Consider the following 17199-nt stretch of genomic DNA (forward strand, 5'->3'; position numbering starts at 1 on the left):
TGGTTGGCTACGGCCCTTCTCGCTGGTCGCTCGCCGCCCTGGCACACGGGCAGGGGTTTGGATGTTTATGCGGACCAAACCCTACTGGACGCTATTTGGGGTCGCGCGGGGAGGGTGCCTAACGCGCCGCGGGTCACTCAGAAGGGGTGGAACTTGGTGTTCCGGGGGGATCTGACGGGGGGTTGGGGGGGGGGGGGGGCGCCTCGTAGCTCGGGGGTGCGGGTGGATCGGCGAGTGCGGGTGCTCTGTGGCTGATCGCGCCCGCGCGGCGGAGCCGCACATGTCACAGCCCCGCGCCCCTTACGGGGGCGCTGTGCTGAGCCGGGGCTTTAGCGTTGTTGTGTGTCCTACTTCGATGCCGCTTCCGCCGCTCCCCTGCATCCCGTTGCCCGGCAGGCCTTGCAGGCCTCGCTGGATGAGGGGTGGGCCGACCCTGCCCGTCTCTACCGGGAGGGGCGGCGGGCCCGGCTGTTGCTCGACGCCGCGCGGGAGGCGGCGGCCGATGCGGTGGGGTGCCGGGCGGACGAGCTGGTTTTCACCTCGTCCGGTACGCGGGCGGTCCACTCCGGGATCGCGGGCGCTCTCGCGGGCCGGCGGCGCGTGGGACGCCACCTGATCGTGTCAGCCGTCGAACACTCTTCGGTGCTCCATTCGGCAGAGGTCCACGAGGCGGACGGCGGGACGTTGACGCAGGTCCCGGTGGAGCGCACCGGTGCCGTCTCCGTCGAGGCGTACGCCGCCGCGCTCCGCCCCGACACGGCGCTCGCCTGTCTCCAGTCGGCCAACCACGAGGTGGGCACGGAGCAGCCGGTGGCCCAGGTCGCGGAGGTGTGCCGGGCGGCGGGGGTGCCGCTGCTGGTGGACGCCGCGCAGTCGCTGGGGTGGGGCCGCGTCGAGGGCGACTGGTCGCTGCTCACGGCAAGTGCCCACAAATGGGGCGGGCCTTCGGGGGTCGGGCTTCTCGTCGTCCGCAAGGGGGTGCGGTTCGCTCCCCAAGGGCCCGCGGACGAGCGGGAGTCGGGGCGGGCGGCCGGGTTCGAGAACATCCCCGGGATCGTGGCCGCGGCGGCGGCACTGCGGGCCGACCGCGCGGAGGCGGCCGAGGAGGCCGCGCGGCTGCGGGAACTGACGGACCGGATCCGGGTACGGGTGCCCGAGCTGGTCCCGGACGTGGAGGTGGTCGGCGACCCGGCCCGGCGCGTGCCCGGCATCGTCACCTTCTCCTGTCTCTATGTCGACGGAGAGACTCTGCTCCACGAGCTGGACCGGGCGGGCTTCTCGGTCTCCTCCGGTTCGTCGTGCACGAGCAGCACGCTGACCCCCAGCCATGTGCTGAAGGCGATGGGCGTGCTGAGTGAGGGCAACGTCCGTGTGTCGCTGCCGCCGGGTACCCCGGAAGAGGACGTCGACCGCTTCCTGTCCGTCCTCCCGGGCACGGTGTCGGCGGTCCGCGAAAAGCTGGGCGCCCCGGTGGAGGCGCCGAAGACCCCCGCCGCCTCGGACACCCTCGTGGTGAACGCGCTGGGCAAGCGCTGCCCCATCCCCGTCATCGAGCTGGCCAAGGTGATCGGCGACGTCCCGGTCGGCGGCACGGTCCGCGTCCTGTCGGACGACGAGGCGGCCCGCCTCGACATCCCGGCGTGGTGCGAGATGCGGGGGCAGGAGTACGTCGGGGAGGAGCCGGCGGACCACGGCTCGGCATATGTGGTCCGCCGGGTGTCCTAGACAGGCCAGGTGACCCTGGGGCCTCGCCAGGACACGTGTGCCCGGGACCTGGCTAGGCCAGGTGAGCCTGGACCTCGGCGGCGGCCTCATGCCCGTACGCCTTGGTGAAGCGGTCCATGAAGTGGGCGCGGCGGAGCTGGTACTCCTGGGTGCCGACCGTCTCGATGACCAGCGTGGCGAGCATGCAGCCGACCTGGGCGGCGCGCTCCAGGGAGACGCCCCAGGCGAGGCCGGAGAGGAAGCCCGCGCGGAACGCGTCGCCGACACCGGTCGGGTCGGCCTTGCGCTCCTCCTCCGGGCAGCCGACCTCGATCGGCTCCTCGCCGGCGCGCTCGATGCGCACGCCCTGCGCGCCGAGGGTGGTCACGCGGTGGCCGACCTTGGACAGGATCTCTTCGTCCGTCCAGCCGGTCTTCGACTCGATGAGCCCCTTCTCGTACTCGTTGGAGAAGAGGTACGTCGCCCCGTCGAGCAGTATCCGGATCTCGTCGCCGTTCATCCGGGCGATCTGCTGCGAGAAGTCGGCGGAGAAGGGGATCGAGCGGGAGCGGCACTCCTCGGTGTGGCGGAGCATCGCCTCGGGGTCGTCCGCGCCGATCAGGACGAGGTCGAGGCCGCCGACCCGGTCCGCGACGGCCTTGAGCTCGATGAGCCGGGCCTCGCTCATCGCGCCCGTGTAGAACGAGCCGATCTGGTTGTGGTCGGCGTCGGTGGTGCACACGAAGCGCGCGGTGTGCAGCACCTCGGAGATGCGGACCGAGTCGGTGTCCACGCCGTGGCGGTCCAGCCACGCGCGGTACTCGTCGAAGTCGGAGCCCGCCGCCCCGACCAGGATCGGCCGGGTGCCGAGCTGACCCATGCCGAAGGCGATGTTCGCGCCGACCCCGCCCCGGCGTACGTCGAGGTTGTCGACCAGGAAAGAGAGGGAGACCGTGTGCAGCTGGTCCGCGACCAGCTGGTCGGCGAAACGGCCGGGGAAGGTCATGAGGTGGTCGGTGGCGATGGAGCCGGTGACTGCGATACGCACGGCTAGGACACGCTCCTGCGAGGGGAGGGGATTGACAGTTCACGCTACCCGGTCCGCGCGGACCCGTTGAAGCGGGCAAAACTACCCGATAGTAGATCTTTCTTCGTGACGGCAACGGTGCATACGGTTCCGGTATGACGAACCTCAAGGTCCACGGCTCCACTCCGCTCGACCTGGGAAGCGACCTGGAAGGCGATCTGGCCTCCCTGCGCGGCGACTGCGCCCGGATGGCCGGGCACTGGTCGGCACCCGCCCCGGTCACCACCCGCCCCGTCTCCCCCTCACTCATCCACGGGGTGACCGTGCCGCCCACCTCCGCGCGACTGCTGGACGCGATGTCCGACTACGGCGACTGATCCGGGCAGGGCCGAACGGGCGACGCCGAACGGGGGAATTCGGAGAGCGCCCGCAGGGAACCGTGCGCTCCCCCGCTGCGTCCCATCGCTGTCCCCTGTAAAGGGGATGCGGTATACGACCCTTCAGTGCCCCTTTTTGACAGGGCCGGGTCATGGGACAGCAGTGGAGCCGAAGGAGCGATGCGGTGAGCACCGAGCGACCCGACAACGACGCGACCGAACCCGCCGAGGGTCCCGCCGAGGGCGCCGGGCAGGACAAGCCGCGCCGCCGGCATTCCCCGGTGGTCATCGCCTCGGTCGCGGCCGCGGTCCTGCTGGTCGGGGGCGGCGGGGCGTATTTCGCCGCGACCGCGTCAAGCGGCGGGAACGGCCATTCCGGGATCCCCGGTGGCGACGCCACTCCCCCGCCCCTCGCCCTCGACGGCTATTCCGAGGGCACCGCGAGCAGCGGTACCGGCGGTACGGCAGGCATCGCGCCCGGTGAGCCCAACCCGTACGGGGCGACCTACCACGCGGACGGCAAACTGCCCGGCGGCCCGGGCTCGGCGCCCGTGTACTGGGCGAAGGGCGAGGTGACGAAGGCCGAGGTGGCCCGGCTCGCGAAGGCCCTCGAACTGGAGGGCACACCGAGGCTGGTCGGGGACAGCTGGACGGTCGGTTCCACGAAGGACGGTGCGGAACCGAACCTGCGGGTGAGCCTGAAGGCGCCGGGGACCTGGACGTTCAGCTCATACATTCCGGGGACCGACAACTGCCCCAAGGGCAAGCGCTGTGTCCCCGTCGGCTCCAGCGGTCTGGCCGGGCTGCGTCCGGCCGCGGTGAGCGAGGACGAGGCCAAGAAGGCGGCCGCTCCGGTACTGAAGGCCGTCGGTCAGGACGACGCGAAGCTGGACGCGAGCCAGCTCATGAACGATGACCGGGTCCGGGTGGTGAACGCGGATCCGACGGTGGGCGGCCTGCCGACGTACGGCTGGACCACCGGCCTCCAGGTCAACTCCGAGGGCAAGGTCTTCAGCGGCAGCGGCCGGCTGAAGACACCGGTGAAGGGCGACACATACCCCGTCATCAGCGCCCAGAAGACGCTGGACCTGATGAACGGGTCGGCGTCCGTGGAAGGCGGCGGACGCAAGGGCATCGGCGGCTGCGCCAGTCCCGTACCGCTGAAGGACCGCGACGAGATGCCGTGCGAGCACCCGACGGTGACGCCGGCGCCGGAGTCGGTGGCCGTCGAGAAGGCCGTCTTCGGGCTGGCGACGCACTATGCGAACGGGCGGGCGGCCCTGGTGCCGTCCTGGCTGTTCCAGGTACGGCCGCAGGGTGCGGACAGCGGCTTCACGGTGACCCATCCTGCGGTCGACCCGCAGTACCTGACCTCGCCGGAGCCCAGCGGGACACCGACCGTCGTGCCGAGCCCGTCGCCGACCGCGCCGGGCGACGAACCGACCGCGGCGCCGACCGCGCGTGACGTCACGGTGCAGGGCTACACCGTCGACGGGCAGGATCTGACGGTCAGCTTCACCGGCGGGGTGTGCGCCGACTACTCGGTCTCGGCGAGCGAGAGCTCCGACAAGGTGACCGTCACGGTGACCGAGCATCCCTGGCAGGGCAAGATCTGCATCCTGATCGCCAAGATCTACGAGAAGACCGTGCATCTGGACAAGCCGCTGGGCGATCGCCAGGTCGTGGGATCGGACGGCAAGGAGATCCCGGAGGGCAAGGTGCCCGGCGCCTCGCTGCAGTCGCCGTCGTCGGCCCAGAAGTCGACGCAGCCGCAGTAGCCGTCGCTGTCCCAGAGGCCGACGCAGCCGCAGTAGCCGTCGCTGTCCCCGAAGTCTGCACAGCCGCAGGAGCGGGCGCATGCGCCGTGGCCCCTGTGACGGGCGCGGCGGCGGCTCCGGATACGCGAAGGCGGCGTCCCTGTCGGAGGGGGACGCCGCCTTCGTGCGTATGCGGCTGTGCGCTACGGGCTTAGCTGAAGGAGTCGCCGCAGGCGCAGGAGCCCGTCGCGTTCGGGTTGTCGATCGTGAAGCCCTGCTTCTCGATGGTGTCCACGAAGTCGATGGAGGCGCCGCCCAGGTACGGGGCGCTCATGCGGTCGGTGACGACCTTGACGCCGCCGAAGTCCTTGACGACATCGCCGTCGAGGGAGCGCTCGTCGAAGAAGAGCTGGTAGCGCAGGCCGGAGCAGCCGCCGGGCTGGACGGCGACGCGCAGCGCCAGATCGTCGCGGCCTTCCTGGTCGAGCAGGGCCTTGACCTTCGCCGCAGCGGCGTCAGACAGGATGATGCCGTCGGTGACGGTGCTGGTCTCGTCCGATACGGACATCTACATCTCTCCCGGGTTGTACGGAGACTGCTTGGCGACGATTGCAACCGGCAGGGCCTCGAATTCATTCCGGGCCAAGCGCGTTTTCTTCGCTTCTTCATCATGCTCGCACATGCGCCAGAGCACGGACAGCGTCCTGTGGACAACCCTCCAGGATTCACGTCACATCGACGCTATGGACATCGTCAACGTGACGTGAAGCGGTTATGATAGATAGCGTCAATTCGACGAAAAGGCATCGTTCCGCCGGACCCGCGCACTTACGGGCCCGGCGAGCCGCAGAACAGAAAGGGTGCGTGTCGTGACCACCGCCCAGACCCAGGAGCTCGACGTACAGCCGACGCCCCTCGCCCTGCTGCTGCTCGGCCGCGAGGCCGACCCGAGGAGCGAGCGCGGCGTCGAGTGCCCCGGCGACCTGCCCTCCCCGTCCGACCCGGACCTGGTGGAGCGCGCCCGCGCGGCCAAGGAGAAGCTCGGGGACAAGGTCTTCGTCCTCGGCCACCACTACCAGCGCGACGAGGTCATCCAGTTCGCGGACGTCACGGGCGACTCCTTCAAGCTGGCCCGGGACGCGGCGGCGCGCCCGGAGGCCGAGTACATCGTGTTCTGCGGTGTGCACTTCATGGCGGAGTCGGCGGACATCCTGACGAGCGACGACCAGAAGGTCGTGCTGCCGGATCTCGCGGCCGGCTGCTCGATGGCCGACATGGCCACCGCCGAGCAGGTCGCCGAGTGCTGGGACGTGCTGACCGAGGCCGGGATAGCCGAGCAGGTCGTCCCCGTCTCGTACATGAACTCGTCCGCGGACATCAAGGCGTTCACGGGCAAGCACGGCGGCACGATCTGTACCTCGTCGAATGCTCAGCGGGCACTGGAGTGGGCCTTCGAGCAGGGGTCGAAGGTGCTCTTCCTGCCCGACCAGCACCTCGGCCGCAACACCGCCGTGCGCGACATGGGCATGTCCCTCGACGACTGCGTCCTGTACAACCCGCACAAGCCCAACGGCGGCCTGACGGCGGAGCAGCTGCGGGACGCGAAGATGATCCTGTGGCGGGGCCACTGCTCCGTCCACGGCCGCTTCTCGCTGGACTCGGTGAACGACGTCCGCGAGCGGATCCCCGGCGTGAACGTGCTCGTCCACCCCGAGTGCAAGAACGAGGTCGTCGCGGCGGCGGACTACGTGGGTTCCACGGAGTACATCATCAAGGCCCTCGAAGCCGCGCCGGCCGGCTCGAAGTGGGCGATCGGCACGGAGCTGAACCTGGTCCGGCGCCTTGCGAACCGTTTCGCGCCCGAGGGCAAGGAGATCGTCTTCCTCGACAAGACGGTCTGCTTCTGCTCGACGATGAACCGCATCGACCTGCCCCACCTGGTGTGGACCCTGGAGTCCCTCGCCGAGGGCAACCTGGTCAACCGCATCGAGGTGGACCGCGAGACGGAACAGTTCGCCAAGCTGGCACTTGAGCGGATGCTGGCGCTTCCGTAGACCTGGTGGTGCGTACGCGAAAGGGGCGCTCCTCCGGCTGAGGGGCGCCCCTTCGTCATGCGACACCGCTGTAAAGCTGTGGAGCTCAGTCCACTCTTGGGCGGACCAGCCCGGACTCGTACGCGATGACCACCAGTTGCGCACGGTCGCGCGCACCGAGCTTCGCCATGGCCCGGTTGACGTGCGTTTTCACGGTCAGCGGGCTGACTTCCAGCCGCTCGGCGATCTCGTCGTTCGAATGACCGCCCGCGACCTGGACGAGCACCTCGCGCTCGCGCCCGGTGAGCGCGTCGAGCCGCTCGGCGCGGGCGGGATCCCGCTCCTCGTCCAAACCGTCGCCCTGGGCGAGGAACTTGGCGATCAGCCCCTTGGTGGCCGCCGGCGACAGCAGCGCCTCGCCACCGGCGGCGATCCGGATGGCGTTCAGCAGCTCCTCGGGCTCGGCCCCCTTCCCGAGGAACCCGGACGCCCCGGCCCGCAGCGACTGCACCACGTACTCGTCGACCTCGAAGGTCGTCAGCATGACCACCCGTACGTGCGCGAGCCCCGGGTCGGCGGTGATCAGCCGCGTGGCGGCGAGCCCGTCGGTCCCCGGCATCCGGATGTCCATCAGCACCACATCGGCGCGCTCGTCCCGCGTCAGCCGCACGGCCTCCGCGCCGTCGGACGCCTCCCCGACGACCTCCATGTCGGGCTCGGAGTCGACGAGTACGCGGAAGGCGCTGCGCAACAGTGCCTGGTCGTCGGCGAGCAGGACACGGATGGTCATACGGAGTCCCCCCTGGCAGACGTGCGGTTCTTGACCGGAAGGATCGCATGGACCCGGAAGCCGCCTCCGTACCGGGGACCGGCCGTACAGCTGCCGCCGAGCGCCGTCACCCGCTCACGCATGCCGAGCAGCCCGTGCCCGCCGCCCTCCTCCGGCCCGTCGTCCTGCCCGGGCCCGTTGTCGAGCACGGTGACTTCCACATTCGGTCCTACGCGTACGACGCTGACCTCGGCCTTCGCCTGCGGGCCCGCGTGCTTCTGCACATTGGTGAGGGCTTCCTGGATGACGCGGTACGCGGCGAGGTCGACGGCCGCGGGAAGGCTGACGCCGTGGTCGCAGCGGGCCACCTCGACGGGGAGGCCCGCATTGCGGAAGGTGTCGGCGAGCTCGTCGAGACGGGCGAGGCCGGGGGCGGGCTCGGTGGGCGCCTCGGGGTCGCCGGACTGACGCAACAGGCCTACGGTGGCGCGGAGTTCGTTCAGGGCGGAGCGACTGGCCTCGCGGACGTGCGCGAGGGCTTCCTTGGCCTGGTCCGGCCGCTTGTCCATGACGTGGGCGGCGACGCCCGCCTGGACGTTCACCAGGGCGATGTGATGGGCGACGACGTCGTGCAGATCGCGGGCGATCCGCAGCCGCTCCTCGGCGACGCGGCGGCGGGCCTCTTCCTCGCGGGTGCGTTCGGCGCGTTCGGCACGCTCCTTGATGGCGTGCACGAAGGCGCGACGGCTCCGTACGGCGTCGCCGGCCGCGGCGGCCATGCCGGTCCAGGCGAAGATGCCGAGGTTTTCCTGGGCGTACCAGGGCATCGGGCCGGCGAGCATCGCGACCGCGGTCAGCACGGTCATGGTGACCAGTCCGACGCGCCAGGTCGTGGGGCGGTCGGTGGCGGAGGCGACGGTGAAGAGGGCGACGACGGCGGACATCGCCACCGGGGCTCTGGGGTCACCGGTGGCCAGCTCGACCAGGGAGACGGCTCCCGTCGCCGCGAGGACCGTCATCGGGGCGCGGCGGCGGAAGACCAGGGCCGCGGCGCCGAGCACCATCAGGGTGAGGCTGAGGGCGTTCGGGGTGCGGGCTCCCCAGGCTGCGCCGTGCTCGCCGTGGGGGTCGACGAAGGAGCCGGCGACCATGCTGGCGAGGACGCCTGCGGCGAGGGCGGCGTCCAGGGCGAGGGGGTGGGCGCGGGGCCAGTCCCTCGTGCGCTCTAGGGTGCTCACGGCGTCAACGGTACGGGGGCCCTGCGGGGCTTGGAACGGGTACGTCCGCCGCAGCCCGGCGAGGGTTCCTTCGACCCCCGCCGCCCCCTACCCGTCCCATGGGTTGTATGTCGGGTGCGGGTGGGTGGGGGCTGGTCGCGCAGTTCCCCGCGCCCCTAAAAAGCGGGGCTTCGCCCCGCTGTCCCGCGCCCGCCCCCCGTTTTTCAGGGGCGCGGGGAACTGCGCAATCTTTTAGGGGGTCTGGGGGCGCAGCCCCCAGGGATGGGACGGGTAGGGGCGGCGGGGGCGAGAAACGCTCGGCGTCGGGGTCAGCCGGGGATCAGGCCCTCGTCACTCAGCAGCTCCCGGACCCCTTCGAGGGTGGCGTCGGGGGAGGGCAGGATGAGTTCCGAGGGTTCGAGGGCGTCGTCGGGGAGTGGGGTGCCAAGACGGCGTACCGCGTCCAGGAGGGTGTTCAGGGTGCGGCGGAAGCCGGACTCGTCGCCGCTCTCCATTTCGGCGAGCAGCTCGTCGTCCAGCTTGTTCAGTTCGGTGAGGTGGCTGTCGTCCAGCCTCACCTGCCCCTCCCCCATGATCCGTACGATCATGTCGCCCTCCTCAGGCGTGGGAACCGATCAGTCGGTCACTCACTGCTTGTCGAAGCGTGGAGTGTCCTGGGACTGCGACTGGGACTGCCCCGTGCCGCCCTCGATCGCCTGCTGCGACGAGGACCCACCGGCCAGCTCCGCCTTCATGCGCTGCAGCTCCAGCTCTACATCCGTACCACCGGAGAGCCGGTCCAGCTCGCTCTGGATGTCGTCCTTGGCCAGACCGGACTGGTCGTCGAGGGCTCCGGAGGCGAGCAGCTCGTCGATGGCGCCGGCGCGCGCCTGGAGCTGCGCGGTCTTGTCCTCGGCACGCTGGATGGCCATGCCGACGTCGCCCATCTCCTCGGAGATGCCGGAGAAGGCCTCGCCGATGCGGGTCTGCGCCTGGGCAGCCGTGTAGGTCGCCTTGATCGTTTCCTTCTTGGTGCGGAAGGCGTCGACCTTCGCCTGGAGCCGCTGGGCCGCGAGGGTGAGCTTCTCCTCCTCGCCCTGGAGGGTCTGGTGCTGCGTCTCCAGGTCGGTGACCTGCTGCTGGAGCGCGGCACGGCGTGACAGCGCCTCACGGGCCAGGTCCTCGCGGCCGAGCGCGAGCGCCTTGCGGCCCTGGTCCTCCAGCTTGGTGGACTGGTTCTGGAGCTGGTTCAGCTGCAGTTCGAGGCGCTTGCGGCTGGTCGCCACATCCGCGACACCGCGGCGCACCTTCTGCAGCAGCTCCAGCTGCTTCTGGTACGAGTAATCGAGGGTTTCGCGCGGGTCCTCGGCCCGGTCAAGGGCCTTGTTCGCCTTCGCGCGGAAGATCATCCCCATACGCTTCATGACACCGCTCATGGGCTTCGCGCGCCCCCTTCTGACGGACTCCAGCTCCAGGTACTGCAACAGAACCCACAGTACGGGCCCTGCATCCATTACCGCACTGTTCGGGGACGGATGCGCTCATCCCCAAGGACGACTGCGTACGGCACCGCTCCGGCGTAGGGAGTAGGTGAGCCCCGGGGTCTCCCCCTCGGCCCCTCCGTGTCTCCCCCGCGCGGGGCGTCCCCCTTGTCCCACTACAGACGCACGGCGTTGCCGGATCGTTCCCCACTCGAATGACGTCCATGCCCCCGAACCCCGTACCCTTGGGTTTTGTGTTCCGTAGCCGTGCCAAGGAAGAGAAGGCCCCCGCCGACAAGGCGCCGGTGACCGACTCCAAGCAGACCCGTGACCCGCAGGCCCCCAAGGGCCGCCCCACGCCCAAGCGCAGTGAGGCCCAGACCCAGCGTCGCAGCGTGGCCAATACGCCGACGACGCGCAAGGAGGCGGCCAAGCGCCAGCGCGACGACCGCCGTACGCAGATGGAGAGGCAGCGCCAGGCGCTGGCCAGTGGTGACGAGCGCTATCTGCCCGCCCGCGACAAGGGGCCGGTGCGGAAGTTCGCGCGTGACTTCGTGGACTCGCGGTTCTGCATCGCCGAGTTCTTCCTGCCGCTGGCCGTGGTCATCCTCGTGATGAGCATGGTGCGGATCGGCTCGCTGCAGAACATCGCGCTGCTGCTGTGGCTCGTGGTGATCGTGCTGATCGTGGTCGATTCGGTCGGTATCGCGATCCGCCTGAAGAAGCAGCTCAACACGCGCTTCCCCGAAGCGAACAAGAAGGGCGCGGTTGCCTACGCGCTGATGCGCACGCTCCAGATGCGTCGACTCCGGCTGCCGAAGCCGCAGGTCAAGCGCGGAGAGCGGCCCTGAGCACGACGTCTTTCTCCGGGGGCGCGGCGGATGCCTGGCTGAACAAGCTGGGCGGCCTGCGTGATGTCGTACGACAGGAGCTGGTGGCCCGGCAGCTCGACGAGCAGATAGCCGCGCGGTTCCCGGTGGGCCAGCGGCTGCGGGTCCTCGACGTCGGGATGGGCCAGGGCACCCAGGCGCTGCGCCTCGCCCGGGCCGGGCATCAGGTGACCGGGCTCGAACAGGACGCGAAGATGCTCGCCGTGGCCCGCGAGGCGCTGGCCGCCGAGCCCGAGGGCATCCGCGGCCGTGTCCGCCTCATCGAGGGCGACGGGCGCGAGACGGGCGTCCACTTCCTGCCCGGCAGCTTCGACGTGGTGCTGTGCCACGGCGTACTGATGTACGTGGAGGAGCCGGACGCCCTGCTGGCGGGCCTTGCCCGGATGCTGGCCCCGGGCGGACTGCTCTCGCTGCTCGTGCGGAACGCCGACGCGCTGGCGATGCGGCCCGGGCTGTCCGGGGACTGGTCGTCGACGCTGGCCTCGTTCGACACGACCGCGTACACCAACCGGCTCGGCCTCGACGTCCGCGCCGACCGGCTCGCCACGCTGACGTCCACGCTCGCGGGGATCGGAGCGTCGCTGCACGCCTGGTACGGGGTGCGGGTCTTCACGGACACCGCCGTCGACGGGGCAGCGGTTCCGCCTGATGTGGAGAGTCTGCTGGCCGCGGAGGAGCGGGCCGGTCGTACGGATCCCTATCGGCAGGTGGCGGCGTTGCTGCACCTGTGCGGAGTGCGCGGCTGAGCGACCCGTTCGGGTGCGCATCACAGGTCGCGGCATCCCCCGAAAGGGGACACTTCGATCATGGATGCTCACCCCCGGCGGCCTCCTCGTGCGCGCACCCTCCGGCTCCTTGCGCCCGTAGCCGTGCTCGCCTGTTCGGCCGCCCTGCTCTCCGGCTGTTCGGACGGCTCCTCGTCGTCCACGAAGGACGGCTCCACGACGACGCAGGCGGCGGCCCCCGCCTCGGCCGACGACCTTCAGGACGACTTCCTGAGGGTGATCAAGGACGTTCTGCCGTCGGTGGTACAGATCCGGGCGAGCAAGGATCTGGGGTCGGGAGTGGTGTACGACGACCAGGGACACATCGTCACCAACGCCCACGTGGTCGGGAACGAGAAGACGTTCAAGGTCCTGACCGCCAACAGTGAGGACGAGCTGACGGCGACGCTCGTCTACTCCTACCCGGACCAGGATCTCGCCGTCATCAAGCTGGACAAGGCACCCAGCGGGCTGAAAGCGGCGGCCTTCGGGGACTCCTCGAAGGTCCAGGTCGGCCAGATCGTGCTGGCGATGGGGTCGCCGCTCGGGCTGTCGTCCAGTGTGACCCAGGGCATCGTCTCGGGGACCGGACGCACCGTCAGCGAGGGCCGTAGCGGCGGCGGTACGGGCGCCACCATCGCGAACTTGGTGCAGACGTCGGCGGCCATCAACCCCGGCAACAGCGGCGGCGCGCTGGTGAATCTGGACAGTCAGGTCATCGGCATCCCCACCCTCGCCGCCACCGACCCCAATTTCGGGGGCAATGCGGCGCCCGGCATCGGGTTCGCGATCCCCGCGTCGATGGTGAAGACGATCGCCGACCAGATCATCAAGGAGGGCCGGGTCACCGACTCGGGGCGGGCCACGCTCGACATCACGGGCCGTACGGTCGTCGACGACAACTACCGGGCCACGGGGGTCGCCGTCGTCGACGTGAAGAGGGGCGGCGCGGCCGACAAGGCGGGCATCCGGCCCGGCGACGTCATCACCAAGCTCGGCGACACCCCCATCACCACGATCACTTCGCTGTCCGAGGCGCTCGCGGCCGACAAGCCGGGCGAGAAGACGACGGTGACGTTCATGAGGGGTGGGAGCGAGAAGACGGTGGATGTGACACTGGGCGAGATCTGACGTCGGTCTGGCGTCGGTCCGACGGGTCGGGTCGGGGCGTGGGGCGAGTTGCCGGGGGCCACCCACGGCAACCCCGGCACTCGACACCCCGACCGGCCTACTCCGGCTCGGCGTGCAGACTCATCGGCCCATAGATCCGCGTGCTGTCCTCGAAGAGGAACACCTGGTCCGCGCCGCCCTCCAGGAGGTCCTTCCACACCTCGCCGATCCAGGACTCCGCGTCCCCCTGCGTGGTGAACTCCTCGGGCTGCACCGCGGGTTGGACCTCTGTCCCGTCGGACTTCTCGAACCGCCACGTCCATGCCGCCATGTACGCCTCCAAGGTATGAGCACACTGCACAGCGGAAGCCGGACAAGATCCGGCTCCGGTCTGAAGCCTAGTCGGACGCGCAAGACCTGCGGGGACACGGAAAAATCAACTCCGTGGAACTGACTCTGCTCGGCACCGGCACCCCCGAGGGCCTGCCCCGCCCCAACTGTCCCTGCGCGGCCTGCGCGACCGCGCTCGGCGAGAACGCGCGGGCCGCCACCGCGCTGCTCGTGGACGGCACGCTGCTGCTCGACCTCACGCCCGGCGCGGCGTTCGCGGCCGCCCGCGCCGGGCACTCGCTGGGCGGCGTACGGCAGGTACTGCTCTCGCATCCGCACGAGGGGCCCGCCGTCGAGGTGCCGGCCGGGCTGCCGCAGCCCGGCCGGGTGCCCGACGGGCGGGAGTTGGCGCTGCTCACCGGGCACCGGGTGCGGGCGGTGGCGATGGACGCGCCCGGTACGGGGTACGCGGTGACCGGGCCGGACGGGCAGCGGCTGCTCTATCTGCCGCCGGGCGCGGCGCCCGCCGGACTGGACGTGAACGGCGACCCGCCGTACGCCATGGTGCTCGCCGATGTCGTGGGGCGGCCGGACGGCCTGGCGAAGCTGCGGGCGGTGGGGGCCGTCGGGCCGACGACCGATGTGATCGCGGTGCATCTCGACCACGATGTGCCGCCGGGCCCCGAACTGCGACGGCGGCTCGCGGCGGCGGGTGCGCGGGCGGTGCCGGACGGGACGACGCTGGACGTGGGTGTCTACGAGGACGTACCGGATGTACCGCGCCGCACGCTCGTGCTCGGCGGGGCGCGTTCGGGCAAGTCGGTGGAGGCGGAGCGGCGCCTTGAGGCCTTCCCGGACGTCCTGTACGTCGCGACGGGCGGCTCCCGGAACGGGGACACCGAGTGGGCGTCACGGGTCAGCGCCCATCGAGAGCGGCGCCCCGGGTCCTGGCGGACCACCGAGACGTGCGACCTCGTCCCCCTCCTGGCGGAGGCCGGCCCTCCGCTGCTCATCGACTGCCTGTCCCTGTGGCTCACGGACGCGATGGACACGGTGAACGCCTGGGACGACGCGGAGTGGGCCGACGGCGGCGAACGCGCGCTGCGCGCCCGGGTCGAGGAACTCACCGCCGCCGTCCGCGCCACCCGCCGCACCCTCGTCGCCGTCTCGAACGAGGTCGGCTCCGGCATCGTCCCCGCCACCGCGTCGGGGCGTCGCTACCGGGACGAACTCGGGCGTCTGAACGCGGCGTTCGCGGCGGAGTGCGAGCACGTGCTGCTGGTGGTGGCGGGGCAGGCGTTGTCCCTGCGGGGGTGAGGGGGCGGTCACCGTCGCGCGATGATCCGGTACGCGTTGGAGAAGCGGGTGCGGCGGAAGAGGGGGGCGAGGGCGTGGTCCAGGGCCGAGGTCGAGGCCAGGAGTGGGGTGGACGCCCGGGTCAGGGCCGTGTGGAGTGCGCGCTGGAGCGGGCTCGGCGGGGCGGGCCGCCAGGGCGCGTCGAGGTCGGGCAGGACGCGGCCGAGCGCCAGGGCGAGGGCGCCGGCGAGATCGTAGGGGATATGCGGTTCGCGGCGGTCCGTCGCGACGACCTCGCAGCCGAGGGACTCCAGTTCGCCCAGCAGGTTGGGCAGCGGCATGAGGTGGAGGTGGCGCGGCTGGCCGTACGCCACCCACCACTTGCCCAGCAGTGCGCCGAACGCGCAGTCGGGGTCCGGGACTTCGACGAGGAGGTGTCCGCCGGGCCGCAGGGCCACCAGGGCGGCGCGCAGTTCCTCGCGCGGGTCGGGGGTGTGCTCCAAGTGGTGGAACATGCTGACGACGTCGTAGCGGGCGCGCAGCCGCTCGGCGGTCCGGGGGTCGGTGAGCCGGCCGCGGTGGGCCTCCTCCACCCGCCCGGCCGCCCGCGCCTTCTCGACACGCCGGGTGGCGTCGAGCCCGTCGAAGGCGGTGTACGGGTGGACCTCCTTGGCGACGGCCGGGAAGTGCCCGTGCCCGGTGCCGACGTCCAGCCAGCTCTCCGGCTCGGCGTACGGCAGCATCGCGCGGGCGGCGGCGCGATGGCGTCCACGGCTGCCGCGGGCGCCGAGGAGCCGCTCGACGAGGCCCTCGTGCGCGCCTCCGTGCAGGTCCCGGTGGTAGAAGGCCAGCCCCTCCGCCGTGAGCCGCGGGTTCTGGAAGGCGTGGGCGCAGTCCCCGCACTCGTCGACGACGAACGTTCCGGGCTTGCGCTGCACCAGGTCCGACGTACGCAGCCGGGTGCGCAACCGCTTCGAGCCGCACCAGGGGCAGTCCTCGCGGCGCGGCTCGTGGAAGCGGTCGGTGCCCTGGGCGAGTTCGGCCGCGTAGGCCGCGCGGCGTTCGGCGATCCATTGTGGTGTGGGGGGCATGGGCGCTCCTGGAGGGGAAGAGGGCCGTACGACAATCCGACACAAACGGTACGTAGCGGATCGTGATCCGGGGCGCAACGACGTGGCGCGGACGTGTTCGATCGGTGCCGGTACTGTTCGGCGAATGAGCTCGCTTAATCTCGACGACTTCACCGATCTGATCGAGCGCCCCGACGGCGGCGTGCGCCGTGACGCCGAGGCGCGCCGGGAGCGCCAGATCGTGCCGCCCGGTTCTCTGGGCCGCCTCGACGACCTGGGTGAGTGGCTGGCGGCGGCGCAGTCCGCGGTGCCGGTGCGGCCGATCGAGCACCCGCGTGTGGTGCTGTTCGCGGGCGACCACGGGGTCGCCGAACTCGGCGTGTCGGCGCGGCCCGCGGGCACCGCCGACCAGTTGGTGCGGGCGGTCCTGGAGGGCGCCAGCCCGGCGGCGATCCTCGCCCGGCGGCTCGATGTGCCGGTGCGTGTCATCGACATGGCGCTGGACTGCGATCCGGACGGACTGCCCGCCGAGGTCGTACGGCATCGGGTGCGGCGCGGTTCGGGGCGGATCGACGTCGAGGACGCGCTGACGCTGGAGGAGGCGGAGGCGGCGTTCCGGGCGGGCGTCGCCGTCGCGGACGAAGAGGCGGACTCCGGTACGGATCTGGTGGTGCTCGGCGATGTCAGCGTCGGCGGGACCACGGCGGCGGCCGTGCTGGTCGCCGCGCTGTGCGGGACCGACGCGTCCGTGGTCACCGGGCGGGGTGGGCAGGCCATCGACGACCTTGCGTGGATGCGCAAGTGTGCCGCCGTGCGGGACGCCTTGCGGCGGGCTCGGCCGGTGCTCGGGGATCAGTTGCAGCTGCTGGCTACGGTCGGTGGCGCTGATCTCGCGGCGATGACGGGCTTTCTTCTGCAGAGTGCGGTGCGGAAGATGCCGGTGATTCTTGACGGGGTCGTCTCGGCGGCGTGTGCGCTGGTCGGGCAGCGGGTTGCCTTCCGGGCGCCGGACTGGTGGCTGGCCGGGCAGAACAGTGGGGAGCCGGCGCAGGCGAAGGCCCTGGACCGGATGGCCCTGGAGCCCGTCCTCGACCACGGGGTCACTGTGGGCGAGGGCGCGGGCGCGCTGCTCGCCCTCCCCCTGGTCCAGGCGGCGGCCGCCCTGTCCGCCGACCTGCCGGAGAAGTAGGCCCGGGGTCACCGACGGGTTTTCGCCCCCGCCGCCCCTACCCGTCCCATCCCGTTCCTGGGGGCTGCGCCCCCAGACCCCCAAAAGATTGCGCAGTTCCCCGCGCCCCTTAAGGGGCGCGGGGAACTGCGCGAACGGCCCCCACCGTCCCGCAGCCGACGAACCGGGGCGGGCGGGGTATCGCG

Annotated in this window: 17 protein-coding genes; 9 read left to right on the forward strand and 8 right to left on the reverse strand. The window is 71.1% G+C overall.

Annotation, left to right across the window (positions count from 1 at the left end):
- The first annotated feature begins 342 nt into the window (after nt 1–342).
- Nucleotides 343–1725, forward strand: coding sequence for a cysteine desulfurase/sulfurtransferase TusA family protein (locus AB5J50_RS14250; protein WP_369258064.1), 1383 nt, complete (start codon nt 343–345; stop codon nt 1723–1725).
- A 52-nt stretch (nt 1726–1777) separates the two neighbouring features.
- Here the strand turns inward: AB5J50_RS14250 and AB5J50_RS14255 are convergent, their stop codons facing one another.
- On the reverse strand, nt 1778–2752 hold the full coding sequence (locus tag AB5J50_RS14255) for a carbohydrate kinase family protein (RefSeq protein WP_369258066.1): 975 nt from the start codon (nt 2750–2752) through the stop codon (nt 1778–1780).
- A gap of 134 nt (nt 2753–2886) precedes the next feature.
- On the opposite strand from AB5J50_RS14255, the gene AB5J50_RS14260 reads away from it, so the two are divergent.
- Nucleotides 2887–3108 (forward strand): hypothetical protein, encoded by a 222-nt coding sequence (locus tag AB5J50_RS14260; RefSeq protein ID WP_369258068.1) that lies wholly within the window; start codon nt 2887–2889, stop codon nt 3106–3108.
- A gap of 185 nt (nt 3109–3293) precedes the next feature.
- Entirely contained in the window at nt 3294–4886 is a 1593-nt protein-coding gene (locus AB5J50_RS14265; RefSeq protein ID WP_369258070.1) for a hypothetical protein, read from the forward strand.
- Between the two features lie 190 nt (nt 4887–5076).
- Here AB5J50_RS14265 and AB5J50_RS14270 read toward each other — a convergent pair whose 3' ends face one another.
- On the reverse strand, nt 5077–5433 hold the full coding sequence (locus AB5J50_RS14270) for an iron-sulfur cluster assembly accessory protein (protein WP_030582488.1): 357 nt from the start codon (nt 5431–5433) through the stop codon (nt 5077–5079).
- A gap of 301 nt (nt 5434–5734) precedes the next feature.
- Here AB5J50_RS14270 and nadA point away from each other — a divergent pair, with 301 nt between their 5' ends.
- Nucleotides 5735–6919, forward strand: coding sequence for a quinolinate synthase NadA (gene nadA / locus AB5J50_RS14275; protein WP_327428117.1), 1185 nt, complete (start codon nt 5735–5737; stop codon nt 6917–6919).
- A gap of 85 nt (nt 6920–7004) precedes the next feature.
- On the opposite strand, the gene AB5J50_RS14280 is transcribed toward nadA, so the two are convergent.
- The 4 genes from AB5J50_RS14280 to AB5J50_RS14295 form a co-directional block, all read right to left on the reverse strand.
- A complete protein-coding gene (locus AB5J50_RS14280; protein WP_327428118.1) occupies nt 7005–7688 on the reverse strand; it encodes a response regulator transcription factor in 684 nt (227 codons plus the stop codon).
- Nucleotides 7685–8905, reverse strand: a complete 1221-nt coding sequence (locus AB5J50_RS14285) for a sensor histidine kinase (protein ID WP_369258073.1) — start codon at nt 8903–8905, stop codon at nt 7685–7687. Before AB5J50_RS14285 ends, AB5J50_RS14280 begins: the two co-directional genes overlap by 4 nt.
- Nucleotides 8906–9213: 308 nt before the next feature.
- Nucleotides 9214–9492 (reverse strand): hypothetical protein, encoded by a 279-nt coding sequence (locus AB5J50_RS14290; protein WP_369258075.1) that lies wholly within the window; start codon nt 9490–9492, stop codon nt 9214–9216.
- Between the two features lie 39 nt (nt 9493–9531).
- Nucleotides 9532–10320 carry a PspA/IM30 family protein gene (locus AB5J50_RS14295; RefSeq protein ID WP_327434976.1) on the reverse strand — a complete coding sequence of 263 codons (789 nt, stop codon included), beginning with the start codon at nt 10318–10320 and terminating at the stop codon, nt 9532–9534.
- Between the two features lie 269 nt (nt 10321–10589).
- Between AB5J50_RS14295 and AB5J50_RS14300 the strand changes: the two genes are divergently transcribed.
- From AB5J50_RS14300 to AB5J50_RS14310, 3 genes are all read left to right on the forward strand, one after another.
- Nucleotides 10590–11216 carry a DUF3043 domain-containing protein gene (locus AB5J50_RS14300; RefSeq protein ID WP_327428121.1) on the forward strand — a complete coding sequence of 209 codons (627 nt, stop codon included), beginning with the start codon at nt 10590–10592 and terminating at the stop codon, nt 11214–11216.
- Nucleotides 11217–11299: 83 nt separating this feature from the next.
- Nucleotides 11300–12001, forward strand: a complete 702-nt coding sequence (locus AB5J50_RS14305) for a class I SAM-dependent methyltransferase (RefSeq protein ID WP_369258077.1) — start codon at nt 11300–11302, stop codon at nt 11999–12001.
- A 60-nt stretch (nt 12002–12061) separates the two neighbouring features.
- A complete protein-coding gene (locus AB5J50_RS14310) occupies nt 12062–13150 on the forward strand; it encodes a S1C family serine protease (RefSeq protein ID WP_369258079.1) in 1089 nt (362 codons plus the stop codon).
- A gap of 97 nt (nt 13151–13247) precedes the next feature.
- Here AB5J50_RS14310 and AB5J50_RS14315 read toward each other — a convergent pair whose 3' ends face one another.
- The gene (locus AB5J50_RS14315) at nt 13248–13460 is read right to left on the reverse strand and encodes a hypothetical protein (RefSeq protein WP_327428124.1); all 213 of its coding nucleotides are present in this window, start codon (nt 13458–13460) and stop codon (nt 13248–13250) included.
- A gap of 113 nt (nt 13461–13573) precedes the next feature.
- Between AB5J50_RS14315 and AB5J50_RS14320 the strand changes: the two genes are divergently transcribed.
- Nucleotides 13574–14776, forward strand: coding sequence for a bifunctional adenosylcobinamide kinase/adenosylcobinamide-phosphate guanylyltransferase (locus tag AB5J50_RS14320; RefSeq protein ID WP_369258081.1), 1203 nt, complete (start codon nt 13574–13576; stop codon nt 14774–14776).
- Nucleotides 14777–14784: 8 nt separating this feature from the next.
- On the opposite strand, the gene AB5J50_RS14325 is transcribed toward AB5J50_RS14320, so the two are convergent.
- Nucleotides 14785–15846 carry a class I SAM-dependent methyltransferase gene (locus AB5J50_RS14325; RefSeq protein ID WP_369258083.1) on the reverse strand — a complete coding sequence of 354 codons (1062 nt, stop codon included), beginning with the start codon at nt 15844–15846 and terminating at the stop codon, nt 14785–14787.
- A 124-nt stretch (nt 15847–15970) separates the two neighbouring features.
- Between AB5J50_RS14325 and cobT the strand changes: the two genes are divergently transcribed.
- Nucleotides 15971–17014, forward strand: coding sequence for a nicotinate-nucleotide--dimethylbenzimidazole phosphoribosyltransferase (gene cobT / locus AB5J50_RS14330; protein WP_369258085.1), 1044 nt, complete (start codon nt 15971–15973; stop codon nt 17012–17014).
- The last annotated feature ends 185 nt before the right edge of the window (nt 17015–17199 follow it).

Source organism: Streptomyces sp. R35 (genome assembly GCF_041053035.1).
GTDB lineage: Bacteria > Actinomycetota > Actinomycetes > Streptomycetales > Streptomycetaceae > Streptomyces > Streptomyces lutosisoli.

Bases quoted from the DNA above. Each gene is read 5' to 3' on its own strand.
- AB5J50_RS14270 (WP_030582488.1), bottom strand. From the start codon at position 5,433: ATGTCCGTATCGGACGAGACCAGCACCGTCACCGACGGCATCATCCTG.
- AB5J50_RS14260 (WP_369258068.1), top strand. From the start codon at position 2,887: ATGACGAACCTCAAGGTCCACGGCTCCACTCCGCTCGACCTGGGAAGC.
- AB5J50_RS14295 (WP_327434976.1), bottom strand. From the start codon at position 10,320: ATGAGCGGTGTCATGAAGCGTATGGGGATGATCTTCCGCGCGAAGGCG.
- AB5J50_RS14315 (WP_327428124.1), bottom strand. From the start codon at position 13,460: ATGGCGGCATGGACGTGGCGGTTCGAGAAGTCCGACGGGACAGAGGTC.
- AB5J50_RS14300 (WP_327428121.1), top strand. From the start codon at position 10,590: ATGCCCCCGAACCCCGTACCCTTGGGTTTTGTGTTCCGTAGCCGTGCC.
- AB5J50_RS14280 (WP_327428118.1), bottom strand. From the start codon at position 7,688: ATGACCATCCGTGTCCTGCTCGCCGACGACCAGGCACTGTTGCGCAGC.
- cobT (WP_369258085.1), top strand. From the start codon at position 15,971: ATGAGCTCGCTTAATCTCGACGACTTCACCGATCTGATCGAGCGCCCC.
- AB5J50_RS14290 (WP_369258075.1), bottom strand. From the start codon at position 9,492: ATGATCGTACGGATCATGGGGGAGGGGCAGGTGAGGCTGGACGACAGC.
- AB5J50_RS14325 (WP_369258083.1), bottom strand. From the start codon at position 15,846: ATGCCCCCCACACCACAATGGATCGCCGAACGCCGCGCGGCCTACGCG.
- AB5J50_RS14310 (WP_369258079.1), top strand. From the start codon at position 12,062: ATGGATGCTCACCCCCGGCGGCCTCCTCGTGCGCGCACCCTCCGGCTC.